Source organism: Actinokineospora sp. UTMC 2448, assembly GCF_024760565.1.
Taxonomy (GTDB): domain Bacteria; phylum Actinomycetota; class Actinomycetes; order Mycobacteriales; family Pseudonocardiaceae; genus Actinokineospora; species Actinokineospora fastidiosa.
Map to the genome: position 1 here is coordinate 2,427,394 of NZ_CP031087.1, position 15,147 is coordinate 2,442,540.

16 protein-coding genes are annotated in these 15,147 nt (G+C 72.6%); 9 read left to right on the forward strand and 7 right to left on the reverse strand.

Annotation, left to right across the window (positions count from 1 at the left end):
- Both Actkin_RS11490 and Actkin_RS11495 read right to left on the reverse strand, forming a co-directional pair.
- Positions 1–1,053, reverse strand: a complete 1,053-nt coding sequence (locus tag Actkin_RS11490; protein ID WP_258907079.1) for a MotA/TolQ/ExbB proton channel family protein — start codon at positions 1,051–1,053, stop codon at positions 1–3.
- Positions 1,050–2,702 carry an AfsR/SARP family transcriptional regulator gene (locus tag Actkin_RS11495; RefSeq protein ID WP_258907082.1) on the reverse strand — a complete coding sequence of 551 codons (1,653 nt, stop codon included), beginning with the start codon at positions 2,700–2,702 and terminating at the stop codon, positions 1,050–1,052. Before Actkin_RS11495 ends, Actkin_RS11490 begins: the two co-directional genes overlap by 4 nt.
- Positions 2,703–2,838: 136 nt before the next feature.
- On the opposite strand from Actkin_RS11495, the gene Actkin_RS11500 reads away from it, so the two are divergent.
- Complete coding sequence (locus tag Actkin_RS11500; RefSeq protein ID WP_258907084.1) at positions 2,839–3,054, forward strand: DUF397 domain-containing protein; 216 nt, start codon at positions 2,839–2,841, stop codon at positions 3,052–3,054.
- A 93-nt stretch (positions 3,055–3,147) separates the two neighbouring features.
- Here Actkin_RS11500 and Actkin_RS11505 read toward each other — a convergent pair whose 3' ends face one another.
- Positions 3,148–4,005: a type II toxin-antitoxin system RelB family anti-toxin gene (locus Actkin_RS11505; RefSeq protein ID WP_258907086.1), complete on the reverse strand. Its 858-nt coding sequence runs from the start codon at positions 4,003–4,005 to the stop codon at positions 3,148–3,150.
- 291 nt (positions 4,006–4,296) lie between these two features.
- Between Actkin_RS11505 and Actkin_RS11510 the strand changes: the two genes are divergently transcribed.
- From Actkin_RS11510 to Actkin_RS11520, 3 genes are all read left to right on the forward strand, one after another.
- Positions 4,297–5,265, forward strand: a complete 969-nt coding sequence (locus Actkin_RS11510) for a protein kinase family protein (protein WP_258907089.1) — start codon at positions 4,297–4,299, stop codon at positions 5,263–5,265.
- A 10-nt stretch (positions 5,266–5,275) separates the two neighbouring features.
- On the forward strand, positions 5,276–6,271 hold the full coding sequence (locus Actkin_RS11515; RefSeq protein WP_258907091.1) for a helicase domain-containing protein: 996 nt from the start codon (positions 5,276–5,278) through the stop codon (positions 6,269–6,271).
- A 61-nt stretch (positions 6,272–6,332) separates the two neighbouring features.
- Positions 6,333–7,226, forward strand: a complete 894-nt coding sequence (locus tag Actkin_RS11520; RefSeq protein WP_258907093.1) for a hypothetical protein — start codon at positions 6,333–6,335, stop codon at positions 7,224–7,226.
- A 7-nt stretch (positions 7,227–7,233) separates the two neighbouring features.
- Here Actkin_RS11520 and Actkin_RS11525 read toward each other — a convergent pair whose 3' ends face one another.
- Positions 7,234–7,608, reverse strand: a complete 375-nt coding sequence (locus Actkin_RS11525; RefSeq protein ID WP_258907095.1) for a DUF6223 family protein — start codon at positions 7,606–7,608, stop codon at positions 7,234–7,236.
- A 205-nt stretch (positions 7,609–7,813) separates the two neighbouring features.
- Here Actkin_RS11525 and Actkin_RS11530 point away from each other — a divergent pair, with 205 nt between their 5' ends.
- The 3 genes from Actkin_RS11530 to Actkin_RS11540 are packed head-to-tail and all read left to right on the forward strand — an operon-like array spanning position 7,814 to position 9,870.
- Positions 7,814–8,923, forward strand: a complete 1,110-nt coding sequence (locus Actkin_RS11530) for a sensor histidine kinase (RefSeq protein WP_258907096.1) — start codon at positions 7,814–7,816, stop codon at positions 8,921–8,923.
- On the forward strand, positions 8,920–9,591 hold the full coding sequence (locus Actkin_RS11535; RefSeq protein WP_189212606.1) for a response regulator: 672 nt from the start codon (positions 8,920–8,922) through the stop codon (positions 9,589–9,591). Before Actkin_RS11530 ends, Actkin_RS11535 begins: the two co-directional genes overlap by 4 nt.
- A 57-nt stretch (positions 9,592–9,648) precedes the next feature.
- The gene (locus Actkin_RS11540; RefSeq protein ID WP_258907100.1) at positions 9,649–9,870 is read left to right on the forward strand and encodes a hypothetical protein; all 222 of its coding nucleotides are present in this window, start codon (positions 9,649–9,651) and stop codon (positions 9,868–9,870) included.
- An 82-nt stretch (positions 9,871–9,952) separates the two neighbouring features.
- Here Actkin_RS11540 and Actkin_RS11545 read toward each other — a convergent pair whose 3' ends face one another.
- The 3 genes from Actkin_RS11545 to Actkin_RS11555 all read right to left on the reverse strand — a co-directional run bounded on the left by Actkin_RS11545 (position 9,953) and on the right by Actkin_RS11555 (position 13,563).
- Positions 9,953–10,969, reverse strand: a complete 1,017-nt coding sequence (locus Actkin_RS11545) for an acetamidase/formamidase family protein (protein ID WP_258907102.1) — start codon at positions 10,967–10,969, stop codon at positions 9,953–9,955.
- Entirely contained in the window at positions 10,966–12,357 is a 1,392-nt protein-coding gene (locus Actkin_RS11550; RefSeq protein ID WP_258907103.1) for an APC family permease, read from the reverse strand. Before Actkin_RS11550 ends, Actkin_RS11545 begins: the two co-directional genes overlap by 4 nt.
- 90 nt (positions 12,358–12,447) lie before the next feature.
- The gene (locus Actkin_RS11555) at positions 12,448–13,563 is read right to left on the reverse strand and encodes a substrate-binding domain-containing protein (RefSeq protein WP_189212610.1); all 1,116 of its coding nucleotides are present in this window, start codon (positions 13,561–13,563) and stop codon (positions 12,448–12,450) included.
- 47 nt (positions 13,564–13,610) lie between these two features.
- Here Actkin_RS11555 and Actkin_RS11560 point away from each other — a divergent pair, with 47 nt between their 5' ends.
- Positions 13,611–14,036: a MarR family winged helix-turn-helix transcriptional regulator gene (locus Actkin_RS11560; protein ID WP_258907104.1), complete on the forward strand. Its 426-nt coding sequence runs from the start codon at positions 13,611–13,613 to the stop codon at positions 14,034–14,036.
- Positions 14,037–14,337: 301 nt separating this feature from the next.
- Complete coding sequence (locus Actkin_RS11565) at positions 14,338–15,063, forward strand: S1 family peptidase (protein WP_258907105.1); 726 nt, start codon at positions 14,338–14,340, stop codon at positions 15,061–15,063.
- Positions 15,064–15,147: the final 84 nt, after the last annotated feature.

Here is a 15,147-nt window from a genome sequence, read left to right on the forward strand (position 1 = left end):
TCAGCCCCGGTTCTCGAGCGAGCCGAGCCGGGTGAGCACCAGGTCGCGCTGCAACTCGGCGTGGATCTGCCCGAGCCGCTGGTCGACCGACCGCAGCAGGGCGGGCAGCTGCCCGAGCTGCTGCAGGTCGGCGAGGCCGCGGAGGTCGAGCTGCGCCACCTGGCTCGCCGACGTCGTCATCGCGGTCCTGGTCATGGACAGTTCCCGGGACAGCATCGTGAGTTCCCCGTTCAGCGTCGCCGCGCTCGCGGGCGCGGGCCGCTGCCCGCCGGTCGCCAGGAGTTCCAGCGTGGCCTCCTCGACGTCCAGCAGGATGCGCTGCTCCCGCGCCGACACCCACGTCAGCACCAGATGGCAGAGCACGCTGGCGCCCAGGGCGAACAGCGTGACGCCGAACGCGTCGGCCAGCGGCGGGATGACGTTGCCGACGAGCGCGTTGCGCAGGTCGGCATAGCTGGTGGTCTGGCCGACGCTGGTGCCCAGGCCGCCGACGGCCCGCGACATCTCCGCGGCGGTGCCCAGGAACCCGAGCGCGGGCAACGCCCACACCACGGCCCGCGCGGGCACGAAGGACACCTCGCTGAGCGCGTGATCCAGCTCCGAGCGGGCGGCCAGCGCCGTGACCGCGTCCTCGGGCCCGGAGCCCGGGCGGGTGGCCCAGGCGCTGATCCGCCTGCCCACCACGGAGTTCTCCGCGCGCACCGTGCGCAGCCGCGTCCAGAGCGCGCCCGCGAGGTGCTGCGGGTCCCCGCCCGCTCTCCACTCCCGCAGGGTCGCGCGGAGCTGGGCGATCGCCCGGTGCTCCATCGAGCCCGCCGCCCGCCGTGCCAGGGCGAACAGCATGATCCACAGCGTGGCGGCGAGTATCAGCGTCGCGATGAAGCTCACCAGCCCGTCGCGCTCCACCAGCGGTCCGATGACCGGGATCCAGTCGAAGAGCCCGAGCGGCGCGCAGAGAGCGGTCAGCGCGGCGGCGAGGACGCCGGTGATCAGGAACGGGCGGACGTTCTTCGTGGTGGTGTGCGCCCCCGGGCCGCTCGGCAGTGCGGTCATCTGTCGTCTCCCCGATTGGTGGTGGTTTCCTGAGGATCGGTGAACACGAGTCGCCAGCGCCTGCCCTGGCCGGATGCGGACAGCCGGGCGTCGATCAGGACGGCGTCGCCGTCCTTGAGCCGGATGCGGTCGTCGACGCGCTCGGCGTCGGCGTGGCCGCGGCGCAGCACCGAGGGGGCGTTCTTGCCCAGCGGGATGAACCACCACTCGCCCTCGGCGTGCTCGATCGCGGCGTGCCGCCTGCTGACCGGGCTCGGCGCGCCGGAGTCCAGCACGATGTCCGGCGGCGGGTCGTGGGGCACGAGACGGCCCAGGCTCACCGTGGCGCGCGGCGCCCGACCGTCTCGCAGCCGGAAGACCGACTCCTCCCCGTCGGGATCGGTGATGCGCAGGTGCTCGCAGTCGGGTGGGGCGGTGGCCGACGACGCGGTCCGGACGAGCGGCACGGTGACCGCGGCGCAGACCGGCCAGCACTCCCGCCACAGCTCCGGCCGCACGGCGACGACGAGGGAGGAGCCGTGCTCGGCCAGCCTGCCCGCGTGGACCAGGAGGTCCTCGGCGAACGCGGCCGAGGGCCGGTCGCGGAGCGGGTCGTCGAGGGTGAGCAGGTAGCCGCGCGGTGGGGCGGCGGGCGGGAGCAGCGCCACCGCGGGCTCGCGCCACCGCTTGACGACCTCCAGCACCGGCAGGTCGGGGCCCAGCTCCCCGAGCAGGCGCAACGCGGTCGCCCGGCACAGCGCGGGATCGCCCACCAGGACCGCGAGGTGCCGGTCGGCCAAGGCCGTGACGGCCTCCTGCGGGACGGTCAGGTCGCGGGCGGCCCACAGCTCGGCGGGGGGCACGTCGATCACGCTCGCCCCGGTCTGCTTGGGCGCGGGCGTGCGCTCCTCCTCGGCCACCCGCAGCCGGTCGTCGTCGCGGAGCACGAGGAGGTGCAGGTCGGCCAACGGCCGCGGCACATCGAGGCCCAGCTCGGCGAGCGCGTCGCGGTGCTCGTCGTAGGTGCGCAAGGCCTCGGCCTGCCTGCCCGCCAGGTGCAGCGCGCGGATGGCCAACTCCGCGACCGCGGAGTCGTCGGGCCGTTCCCCGAACAACCGCACCAGATCGGCGATGCGGTCCCGGTGCCGCCCCAGCCGGAGCTCCACGCTGAGGAACCGCAGTTCCGCGGCGCGGCGCTCCTCGTTCACGGCGTGCCGCTGGTTCTGCACGCGCTGCCCGGCCAGGCTGCCGAACGGCTCGCCGCTGGCGATGTCCAGCGCCGTCCCCAGCAGTTCGGCGGCTTGGTGGTCGTCCGCGGCGCGGGCTTGGGCGACCAGGGCGCGGAAGCGGTGCAGGTCCACGGCCTCAGCGGGGACGTCAAGCCTGCACAGCCCGTCCTTGTTGACCAGCGCCGTCCCGAGGCCGATGGTCCGCAGCCGCTTGCGGATCTCGGTCATGAGCCGGTTGAGGTCGTCGAAGGCGCTCCGGGGCGCCTTGTCCCAGATCCAGTCCGGCAGGTCGTGGCGTGCCACCGGCTGCCCCTTGGCCAACAGCAGCGCGGCGAGCAGCGCCCGCTCCCGCTCACCGCCCAGGTCGACGCGCCGACCGCCCGCGTGGGCCTCGATCGCGCCGAACAGGTGGAACCTCGGCTCTACGCCCGTCTCGCCCATCCGATCCCCTCCTGGTGACGGCGGCCGCAGTGCGCCACCCAGTCGTCCACCCCGCGGATCACCCAGTCGATCGCCCTGCGCCGCCGCGCACCGTGGTCCCTGCACGGCGCGAAGGCCGTCGATGACAGGAGGAATCATGGACAACGAGATCGTCAACTGGATCCGGCTCGACGGGGTGTCGTTCCGCAAGAGCTCGTTCAGCGAGGGCGGTGGGGACTGCGTGGAGGTGGCCAGGGTCGAGGGCGTGGCCCTGCGCGACTCGAAGGACCCCGACGGCCCGACCCTGTGGTTCACCCTGCAGGAGTGGGCCGCCTTCGCCCTCGGCGTCCTGGCTGGCGAGTTCGACTTCTGAGGCGGGACCAGGCTCCGGCGCGCCGCGACCCGCGGTCTCGGCGCGCCGGGTCTGTCGCCGCGGCGGGCCGGGTGCGCGGGGGTCGCGGCGCGCTCAGCCATCGGACAGCGCCCGCAGGTCCGCGGCGATGCGGTCGAGGAACGCGAGGGCGTCGTCGCCCCGGATCGCCATCCGGTCGAGCAGAGACCATCGGGCGCGGTAGAGCTCGACGTCGGAGGGGTCCCGCACGGTGATGTTGGCGTGGATCGTCTCGACCGACACCGAAGGGCCCTCGCCGTCGTAGATGACGAAGCCGTGGGACAGGAAGGTGACGGCTTCGCGGTCCTGGGGGATCAGCCCGATCGAGACGTTGTCCAGGGTGCTGACGGACGCGATGCGGTGGAGCTGGGCGAGGAGCAGCCGGGTGTCGCCGGGCCGCCACCGGAGGGCGGCCTCGGTGATGAGGAAGGCGAACCGCCGTTCGCCCTCGTACAGCGCCGCCTGCCGCTCCAGCCGCCCCGCGACGGCGGCGGCCAGGTCCTTGTCGGAGTAGGGGAGCTGGAACAGGGAGAAGACGCGACGGGCGTACTCCGCGGTCTGCAGCAGGCCGGGCACCACGGACGGCTGGAACACGCGCACGTCCTGGGAGACCGCTTCCTGCTCCCGGATATCGCCCTGGAGGTGTCCGCGGCGCCCGAACGCCGTCCGCCACGTGTTCACCTCGGTGTAGGTGGCCTCGACCAGGGCCGCCAACCGCTCCCTGGTCTCCTCGGAGGCGCCGACCTCCTGGGCCCACGCCTCGACCACGGGCAGGCTGGGCACCGTCCGTCCCGCCTCGATCCGGGACACGGTCGGTTGGCTGATCCCGACGCGCTGCGCCAGGTCCCGCCCCGACACCCCGGCCAGCTCGCGCAACTGCCGCAACCGCGCCGCGAGCTGCTGCCGGGCAGGCAGCCCGTCCGCCCCCGTCATCGGCTTCCGCCACCTCCGCCCCTGCCGCTGCGGAGATGCACCGCCAGCGATCCAGGATGATTCGATGTGATTCACGACGATTCTGTCGCGTGAGGCGACCATGGTCAAGGTCGAAACCGACGGCCCCGTGTCGAGCTGTCAGGGCAACGGACGAGACTGGCTTCGTCGGAGGGCGCCTGGGAGGGTGATGCGCGCGTGGAGGCAGTCGTCGGTGACCTGTCGCGGCTGGATGCTCATAGGGCCGTCTCCGCGGCGCTGAGCGCGTGTAGCGATCGTGAATTGTGTGATCTCGTGGACGCGGCTCGGCCACTGGGGGCCGGGATCGGCGGGACGTCGGCGTTGGTGGACGTCGGCGGGACACCGGTCTTCGTCAAGCGGGTGCCGTTGACGGACCTGGAGCGGCAGCCGGAGAACGTCGGGTCCACGGCGAACCTCTTCGCGCTTCCGGACTTCTGCCATTACGGCGTCGGGCTCATCGGAGGGCCGGGCTTCGGCGCATGGCGGGAGCTGGCCGTGCACACCATGACGACGGACTGGGTGCTGACGCAGGACTACGAGGGCTTCCCCTTGATGTACCACTGGCGGGTGCTGCCGCACGCCGGGCAGATGCTTCCCGACGAACTGGCCGACGTGGAGAAGGCCGTCGACTACTGGGGAGGCGGGGCGGGGATACGCACCCGCATCGAGGCCCTACGGGACGCCTCGGCGAGCATCGCGCTGTTCCTGGAGTACATCCCGCACAACCTCCACGACTGGTTGCGCGCTCAGGTCAAAGCAGGCGACGAGCGCGCCTGCGCGATGGTCCTGCGGGAACTGACGGCCGGGACCTCGTTCATGAACGCCCACGGGCTCCTGCACTTCGACGCCCACTTCCAGAACATCCTCACGGACGGCCAGCGCCTGTACTTCGCGGACTACGGCCTCGCCGTCTCCTCCCGGTTCACCCTGTCCGACGAGGAGACCGCCTTCTACGCCCGACACCAGACCTACGACCGTTGCTATGCCCTCACCCACCTGGTCACCTGGCTCATCGTCGAGCTGTACGGGTACAAAGGGGACGATCGCAGGGCGTTCCTGCGTGCCTGCGCCCAAGGCGAGCGCCCCACGGACATCCCGCCGCAGCTCGCGGAGATCCTTACCCGCCATGCCCCGCTCGCGGCGGTGATGACGGAGTTCTACCGCAGGTTCCAACTGGAGAGCAGGCAGGTTCCCTACCCGGCAGAGGAGATCGACGGATTGTTCCGCTCGTCCGTCGTGTGACCGCAGATCCGTGCTCCGGCAGATGGAGCGCGGCGGCGGCGCGTCGGCCACCCTGGCCCAGCTCAGCCGCAACCGGGGCATCGGCCAGGCGGTGCGCGCGATCTGGCCCGCCGTCGACCCGGCCCGGCTCGTCTTCGACCTGCTCACCGACGCCGAGCAGCTGGCCGCCGCCGCCGACGGCATCCTCTCCGCGGACGAGCAGCGGGCCGTGCTGCTGTCCAGTCGGCCCCGAGGCGTCAAGTCGATGCGTTGGTCCACAGTGGACCTGGCCATGCTCGACGAGGTGGCGGGCCTGGTCGCCACGCCCGCCAGGATGGGCCACATCGTGGTCGACGAGGCCCAGGACCTGAGCCCCCTGCACTTCCGCGCGATCGCCCGCCGGGTCGCGGGCGCGTGCACGGTGCTCGGCGACCTGGCGCAGGCCACCAGCCCGTTCGCGGTGCGGGACTGGTCGGAGGTCCTGACCCATCTCGACCGGCCCAAGGGCGCCGTCGAGGTGCTCAGCCGCGGCTACCGCGTCCCGGCCGAGATCATCGACTACGCCGCCCGCCTCCTGCCGAGCATCGCCCCCGACCTCACCGGGCCGCAGTCCTTCCGCCACACCGAGGGCGCCCTCCACGTCACCCGGACCCCGGCGTCCGACCAGCTCGACCTCCTGATCACCACGCTCGAGGACGCCCTGCGGCGCGAGGGCTCCGTCGGCGTCATCGCCGCTGACAAGGACATCCCCACGCTCCAAGCGGCCCTGTCGACCCACGGCCTGTCCCACACCGTCCTAGGCGAGGAAGACACCCCCGAACGACTCACCCTGGCCCCGGTCACCCTCACCAAGGGCCTGGAGTACGACACGGTCGTCGTCATCGAACCCACCCACATCGTCGACGCGGAACCCCGAGGCCTGCAACGCCTCTACGTAGCCCTCACCCGCGCGGTGAGCACCCTCCACGTCATCCACAGCGAAGACCTCCCCTCCGCCCTCACCCCGGAACTGGCCCTCGCTGGGTGATCCGTGAGCAGACGTCCGTAATGCGTTAGCGGTCTCGGCGCGGACCTGTTAGACCGGTGCGATGGAAGACCGATCCGGACCACTGCGTCGGCTGCTCGCCGGACCGGGCGGCGCGGCCGCTGATCTGTTGGCCGGGCTGCCTGGCGCGGACCTGACGACACTGCAACTGGAAGTGGCCCGCCGCAGGGCGGCGCGGTTGCGCGGGCCGGATGTGTTGCGCCGCTACCGCGCCGACCGGTTCACCGGTGTGGCGCCGCTGCCGTTCGCCGTGCTCCGGTGGGTTGAGGACGTCCTGCTGGACACCCTGCCCGCGGAGTTCGCGCGGGTCACCCTCTCGCCGCTGGCCCCGCTCGGCACGCATTCCGCGGTCGCCGGGCTCTCCCAGCACCGCGTGGTGAGCACCGCCCGCGGCACCGAGGTGGCCGCCGACCCGACGAACGGGCTCGCCCTCGAGGCCGCCGTCCGCCGGTCCGGACGGACACCGGTCCGCCTCGCCGCCGTCCAGCGTGTCGTGCGGGCACAGCGGATCGAGGGCGCGGGGATGTTCGCGCACTTCGGTCTGCTGGGCATGGTCTCGGCGGGCCGCGACGCGGGCGGCCTCGGTTTCGAGAAGACGCACCTGGTCGAGCACGCGCGTTACGCCGTCGCCGCCCTGCGCGCACTGGGAGCGGGTGAGATCGAGTTCCGCACGACGGTCCTCGACCCGGCCTTCGCCGACCTGGTGCACGAGCTGAAGGACATCGCCGCCGTGCGGGACTACCCCGAGCGCGACGGCGGGCGCTCCTACTACGAGGGTCTGTGCTTCAAGATCTGCGCCTCGTTCGGCGCCGGGCTCGAGGACGTCGGCGACGGCGGGTTCACGCCGTGGACCCGGACCCTGCTCGGCAACGCCAAGGAACGGCTTCTCACCTCCGGCCTGGGCATCGACCGACTCGCCGGACTCATCGCGCCCTGAACACCCGTCAGCTGATCGGCTCGGTGGTGCGGGAGCGGGCAAGGGCTCGCCAGGACAGGGTTGCGGCGGTCAGGCCCAGGGCCAGGGCTATGGCGCCGCCCGCCACTCCGTTGCCGGTGCCGAGGCCGCCGTCGGCCACTGCCAGGTTCACGGCGCCGTTGACGGCGGCGACCGTGCCTGCCACCAGGGCGGCGATGGCGGCCTTCCGGCCGATCCTGCGGGGTCGGGCGAGTGCCAGCCAGGCGGTGACCACGCTGGCGAGTGCCACCAGGGCGGCGACGCTGGCCCAGATTCGCGCGGGGGTCCCGACGAAGGTGTCGACACCCTGGGACGCGCACTCGGCCTGCGTCGTGCAGACCTGTGCGACGAACGCGACGGACATGGGGTTCTCCTCGTTCCTCCGACTGAATGCGGCTGATCATGTCCGGCCGAGCCCCCGCCGGTCGTCGTGCGGCTGTGGGCACTTGGGGGTGCCGTTGGTGCGGTAGTCGGCTGCTGCTGACGCGGTCGGATACTGCGTCCGCAGTAGGCGGTTGATCGTCCCTCTGTGGGAGTTCACCGCGCCGCTGCCCGGTTAGGGTTCAGGCGTGAGGATCGGGGTCGGGGACTGGGTGATCGCCGTCGGCGTGGCGGTGAGTCTGCTGGTCGCCGGGCTGTCCGGGCAGCACCCCGCCACGGACCTCGAACCGCTCGGTTACGCGCTGTTGGCGGCAGGCGGTCTGGCGCTGGCCGCGCGGCGTCGGGCGCCGGTCGTCGTGTTGGCGGTGACCGGGGTGTGCGGTCTGGGGCACCAGGCCGTCGGGTTCGATGTCCCGGTCGTCGCGTATCTGTTCGCGGTGTACGCCACCATGCGGGCCGGGCATCGGGTCGTCACGGTGGTGGGGTCGGTGGTCATGCTGGCCGCGCTCCCGCTGGCGATCCTGGTCTCCCCGCACGACTGGCTGGTGGGGGAGGCGTTCACGCGGTCCCGGAACGTCCTCGAGATCGCGTGGCTGATCGCCGCAGGCGCGGCGGGGGAGGCGCTGCGGCAGGCAGAGCGGCGGGCGGACGAGGCCGAGCGCACCCGGGAGGAGACCGCGCGGCGGCGGGCCGACGAGGAGCGGCTGCACATCGCCCGGGAGCTGCACGACTCGCTCACCCACCAGATCTCCGTGATCAAGCTGCAGGCCGAGGTCGCCGTCCACCTCGCCCACAAGTGCGGCGAGCAGGTGCCGGACGCCCTGCTGGCCATCCGGGACGCCGGTCGGGAGGCGGCCCGGGAACTGCGGGCGACCCTGGAGGCCCTGCGCGACGACGACAAGAGCCCGCCGCACGGCCTCGACCACGTGCCGGAGCTCGTGCGGCGGGCCAGGACGACCGGCCTCGACGCGACCCTGACCGTCGAGGGCCGTCGCGACGCCGTGCCCGCCGCGGTGGGCCGGACCGCCTACCGGATCGTCCAGGAGTCGCTGACCAACATCGCCCGCCACGCCGCCGCGGCCACCGCGTCGGTCCGGATCGACCACCGCCCCGACACCCTGGTCGTCCGGGTCGACGACGACGGCAGGGCCACGCCGGACGCGGCGCCCGTGCCCGGCGTCGGGCTGCTCGGGATGCGCGAGCGGGTCACCGCGCTCGGGGGTAGCCTGAGCGCGGCGCCGCGCAGCGAGGGCGGGTTCAGCGTCCATGCCGAGCTCCCCGTGGACCGGACGCCGTGATCCGGGTCCTGCTGGTCGACGACCAGCCGCTCATCCGCAGCGGGTTCCGTGCGCTGCTCGACGTCGAGGACGACATCGAGGTGGTGGCCGAGGCCGCCGACGGGGGCGAGGGCGTGGCGCTGGCCAGGCAGCACCTGCCCGACATCGCGCTCATCGACATCCAGATGCCGGTCGTCGACGGCATCGAGGCGACCCGGCGCATCGCCGCCGACCCGGCCATGGCCTCGGTGCACGTCGTCATCCTGACCAACTACGGCTTGGACGAGTACGTCTTCCACGCCCTGCGCGCGGGCGCGGCCGGGTTCCTCGTCAAGGACATCCACCCGGAGGACTTCCTGCACGCCGTGCGCGTCGCGGCCCGAGGCGACGCCCTGCTCGCGCCGTCGATCACCCGCAGGCTGATCACCCGCTTCGTCGCCCAACCCCTCCGCACCGCCACCGACGCCGCGCTGGCGGACCTGACCAACCGCGAACGCGAGGCCGTGACCCTGGCCGCCCACGGTCTGACCAACGACGAGATCGCCGCCCGCATGGTGATCAGCCCGCTGACCGCGAAGACCCACATCAACCGCGCCATGGTCAAACTCCACGCCCGGGACCGCGCCCAACTCGTCGTCTTCGCCTACGAATCCGGCCTGGTGACCCCGCGCACGGCGGATGGGTTGTAACCCTGGGCGGGCTCGCCCGATACCCCAGCAAGCCCATCCCCTACCGGAAGGACATCCGTGGCCGTCTCCGCAGACCTCGCCAAGCAGCTCGACAAGGCCTACGAGGACCTCACCGTCGGCGAGGTGCTCGACGCCCCCGTCGCCGCCCTGTCCGGCGTGAGCGAGGCCGACGCCGACAGGCTCGCCGCCGCGTTCGGGATCAAGACCGTGCGCGACCTCGGCGCCAACAAGTACTTCCGGCTCGCGGCCGCCCTCGTCGACCTCGACGCCCGCACGTAACACCCCGGCGGAAAGCGGGCGGGGTCCCCCGGCGCGTGGGCGCGCACCGGCCCTGCGTGGAACCCCGCCCGCGCCTGATCCGCTACCGTTCCGCCAGGTAGCGCTCCGCGATCCCGCGCAGGTGCGAGTGGATCCCGTCGTAGGCCGCGGCGTGGCCCAGGATGCTCTTGGGCAGCTTGGCCAGCATCGTGTACGTCGTGTCCACGACGTTGCCCGCCGGGGCCAGGCCCGCCTGGCTGACCAGCTGGTAGGCGTCAAGGGCGTCCAGGCCCAGCAGGCTGGCCGTCCAGCCCACCAGGTCGTGCTGGCTGATGCGGAAGGCGTCCTCCAGCGGCCGGGCCGACCCGGTCGACATGAGGTGGTCCGCGCTCTCCAACCGGGGCCAGGCCGGGGCGGCGCCCTTGATCAGGTCCACGACGACCACAGTGGACATCGCCGCCTCGACCGCGGTGCCGCAGACCTCGCCCTCGCCCTGGCGGCAGTGGCCGTCGCCGATGGAGATCATCGCGCCGGGCACGTTGACCGGGAAGTACGCCGTCGTGCCCGCGCGCAGCTCGGGGGTGTCCATGTTCCCGCCGTGCGCGCCGGGGCTGATGCTCATCAGCACCTCGCCCGCCGCTGGCGCGACGCCGACCGTGCCGTGCATCGGGTCCAGGGGCAGCTCCACCTCGAACTCGCTGCCCCGCGCCTGGAACCGGCACACGCCCCCGGCCACGTCCACCTCGTAGAGCCACACCCGCTCGGGCAGGGCGTCGTGCAGCATGGCCGTGGTGTGGGTCGCGGTCAGCGCCCCGAAGTGCGGGAAGGTGCTGGACACGGCCCAGTCGCGCACCGGCCGGATGTCGGCGAAGTGCACCGCCACCGCGTCGCCCGGCTCGGCCCCCTCGACGGCGATGGGGCCGGTCACCGGGTTGAGGTAGGGGAAGGCGCAGACCTGGCTGGGCAGGTCGTCCACTGTGCGCACCGCCCCGCCGAAACAGTCCTCAGTGCTCAGCTCGACCACGGTGCCCGGCAGCACGGTCAGCAGCGGCTCCCGCCCGCCGAAGGCGTAGGCCAGCTGCTCCCGCGCGGGGTCAAGGCGCACGACCTCGATGCTCACTTCTCCTCCTCCGTCCCGCCGATACCGGACAGCCGCAGCCCGCGACCCGCCAGCAGCAGGGCGATCATCAGCACCACCCCGGCCCCGAGCCACACCAGCCCGCTGGTCTGCGCTGCCAGCTTGGCGTTGACCACGACATAGGCGAGGATCGCGAACCCGATGGCCGGCGCGATCAGGTGCTTCCCCCACTCGCGGCTGCGGTTGCGGATCACGTAGTGCACCACGACGGCCACGTGCAGGACCAGGAACGCGGCCATCGCGCCGAAGTTCACCAGCGAGCTGAGCAGCGTGATGCCGTCGTCACGGGACTGCATGTAGAGACCGAGCGCCAGCGAGACCGCGGCGACCAGCAGCGTGGCGTTGACCGGCACCCGCCTGGTCGGGTGCACCTTGGACAGGAACCTGGGCAGGCTGCGGTCCCGGGACATGGCGTACAGCAGCCGCGAGGTCGCCGCCTGCGCCACGAGCGAGTTCGCGAAGCCCCACGCCACCGCCGTCGCCGCGGCCGTCAGGATCGCCAGCCACTCGCCACCGGCCACGCGCGCCGCGTCGTAGAACGCCGTGCCGCCGGGGTCGCCGTCGGTGAGCAGGGCCTGGGTGTCGGGCACCAGCATCGCCGCCACCCACGTCTGCACCACGAACAGCACGCCGACCAGCAGCAGCGCGGCCACCATCGACCGGCCGATCGCGCGGGCGGACTCCCGGTTCTCCTCGGCCAGCGTGGAGATGCCGTCGAAGCCGAGGAAGCTGAGCACCGCGATGGACACCGCGCCGAAGACCAGCGGCCAGGAGAACGTCTCGCTGGTGAAGAAGGCGTCGAAGCTGAAGCCCTGCCCCTTGCCCTGCGCCACCGCGACCACGCCGATGCCGATGAAGACCGCGAGCACGATCAGCTCGGCCACCAGCATGATCCGGTTGACCCGCGCGGTCATCTCGATGCCGAGGTAGTTGACCGCGGTGTTGAGCAGCACGAACGCCACCAGCCACAGCCACAGCGGGACGGCGGGCACCAGCGAGTTCATCGCCACGCTGGCGATCAGGTAGAGCAGGCCGGGCACCAGGACGTAGTCGAGCAGGATCATCCACCCGGCCAGGAAGCCGACCGGCGCGCCGATGCCCCGGCCCGCGTAGGTGTAGACCGAGCCCGCGAGCGGGAACGCCTTGGACATCTGGGCGTAGGAGTTGGCGGTGAACAGCATGGCCACCATGCCGATGGCGTAGGTCAGGGCGACCATCCCGCCGGAGCCCTGGAACACTCCGCCGAAGATGCCGAACGGGGCGATCGGCACCATGAAGATCAATCCGTAGATCAACAGGTCCCGAAAGCCGAGCGAGCGCCGCAGCTCCTGCTTGTAGCCGTAGCGTCCCAGGTCCGTGTCCTGGCTCATGCCGTCCTCCTCGCCGTGACAGTGCGGCGAAGCCTAGACACATTCCTTCCGATTGAAAAGATTCCAGACGGAAGGATCTTGTCGGCGCGGTCAGAAGCCCGTGATGACGGTGAGCTCCAGGCCGTCGGCGCGGGCGAGGAACCCGCCCGGGCGAGGCGGGCCCAGCGACGCTGCCGACCACCTGCCGCCCGTGGGATCGGCGAGGAGCCGGACGGCCCCGACCCGCGCCGCGGACGCGGTCAGCTCGCCCGCCGCGGCCAGCGCCGCCGCCAGGTGCACGCCGTCGTAGCAGCCCTCGGCGTAGGCGTCGAGTACCGGCGCGCTGCCGCCGAACAGCCCGCGGTAGCGCTCGGCCAGCGCGATCCGCCGGTCGTCGCCCTGGCCCGCGAACGACCGCATCGCCGCGTACAGCTCCCCGGTCTCGTCACCGCCCGCGGCCAGCAGCACGTTCTCCTCCAGCGACCCCGACAGCCGCACCACGCGCCCGGCCAGCGCGGACGCTGCGAACACGCGGTTGAACAGGGCGAGGTCGCGGCCGACCAGGCTGACCAGCACCGCCTGCGCCCGCACCCGGGCAAGGGCGCCCACGATCTCCTCGGCGTCGATGCCCGGCTCCGGGAACGGCACGAGCCGCCGCCAGACCACCTCCGCGCCCACCCCGCGCACGATCGCCGAGGCGGCGCGGTGCACCGCGCGCGGCCAGATGTAGTCGCTGCCCACCAGCGCCCAGCGGCGCAGCCCGCGATGGGCCGCCAGCCAGCGCACGGCGGGCGCGAGCTGGCGCGCGGGGGAGTCCCCGAGCAGCACGACGCCCGGCAGCCGCGTCCCGCCCTCGTGCGGCGGGGTGAACACGTACGGCGCCCGCCCGCCGAGGGCCGCCTCCAGCGCGCGGTGGACGTCGCTGGTGTGGAACCCCACGAACGCGTCGACCAGGCCGATCATCGACGCGGCCGCCACGGCCACCTCGTGCGGCATCCGACCGGCGTCGAGCAGCACCAGCTCCACCCGCCGCCCGCGCACCCCGCCCGCCGCGTTCAGCTCGGTGGCCGCCAGGGAGGCGGCCGACAGGCCGGACGGGCCGGTCAACCCCAGCGCGCCGGACAGCGGCAGCAGCAGGCCGATGCGCAGCGCGCCCGCGTCCGGCCCGGCCACCGCGACCTCGACCGGATCGCGCACGACCGCGCGCACGACCGCTGTGGAGTCCATGGACGGACAGTATGCTCGGTGTCCAACCCCCCGGCGAAAGGCATGTCATGGCTGGTCACCGCGCCTCCCGGCTCGTCGGTGGGGACCTGGTCGACCTGCTGACCCGCGCCCAGCGCGCCCTGGTCCGCGACCTCGGCACGGTGCTGGAGGAGGAGGGGTTCACCGTCGACCAGTGGCGGGTCCTGCGCGCCCTGGCCGCCCAGGAGCGCTCGATGGGCGAACTCGCCGCCGCCGTCGAGATCCCGCACCCCACCCTGACCCGCATGGTCGACGCGCTGGTCGACTCGGCCCTGCTGTACCGCTCGCAGTCCGAGGAGGACCGCCGCCGCGTCTCGGTGCACGTCTCCGCCCTCGGCCGGGCCAAACTCGACCGCCTGGAATCCCTCACCGCCGCCCACGAACGCACCCTGGCCGCGCGTGTCGGCACGGACACCGTCACCCAGCTCACCCATCTCCTGCGCGACCTCGCCTGATCCGCCCGAGGACAGCCCGCGCCTCGACCTGCCTCGCGACGACGAGCGGCGGCGGTCCGGGCGCATCCGCCGCGGTGGAACCGGCCGCTCGGCCGGTCCGGTCAAACCCCGGCCGGGGTGACCAGGCGATCGGACGCCAATTCCGTTAAAACCAGTGCCGCCCGCGAAAACACCTAGGTGTCCACGGATTGCAACGGTTTCGTCGCTGCCCGCAGAATCGCTCTGTCCCCAGCGTGGCCCGGCGGTGCCGGGTCGCGCGATGTTTCGCGCACACCCTGCTACGCGAAAAGAAAGCGATCCCATGAAACTGCTCAAGTCCCTGGTGACGGTCGTCCTGGCAGCGGCGTCCATGACCATGATGGCGCAGGCGGCCGCGGCCAAGCCCGCGCCGCCCTCCGGCACGCCCGACGCGGGCATCCAGATCATCGACGGCGGCTACTACAACCAGAGCGCGCCCTGGGCCGCCCGGCTTTTCCTCAACGGCACCGAGAACTGCAGCGCGACCATCATCGCGCCGCGGTACATCCTGACCGCGCGGCACTGCGTCGGCGGCGGGATGTCGTTCCGGATCGGCAGCCTCGACCAGTACTCCGGCGGCACCGTCGCCTACGCCTCGCGCACGACCGTGCACTCCAGCGCGGACCTCGCCATCGTGCAGCTCGACCGGTCGGTCAACACCACCTACTCGCCGCTGGGCACCACCTCGGACGTCTGGGTCGGACAGACCACGACCATCCTCGGCTGGGGCGCGACGGGCCGGTGCAACCCCGAGCTCTCGTGCCAGTCCCGCTACCTGAAGTACGCCAACGTCGAGGTCGCCACCGTGAACGGCCGCGACTACCACGGCGGCGTCGGCATCGGCGCGTACTACGGCAACGGCATCGCGGCGGGCGGCGACTCCGGCGGCCCGATGTTCGGCAACGGCCGCCAGGTGGGCGTCGCGTCCACCAGCAACCGCAGCGACTACAACACCTACACCAACATCACCCGCTACCGGTCCTGGATCAGGTCCATCGCGGGCGTCTGAGCCGCTGAGGCCTGATGGGGTGGCGGGCCCGGCCCGCCACCCCATCAACGCCGTTTGGCGGGTATGAATCGAAGGCATGGCTGT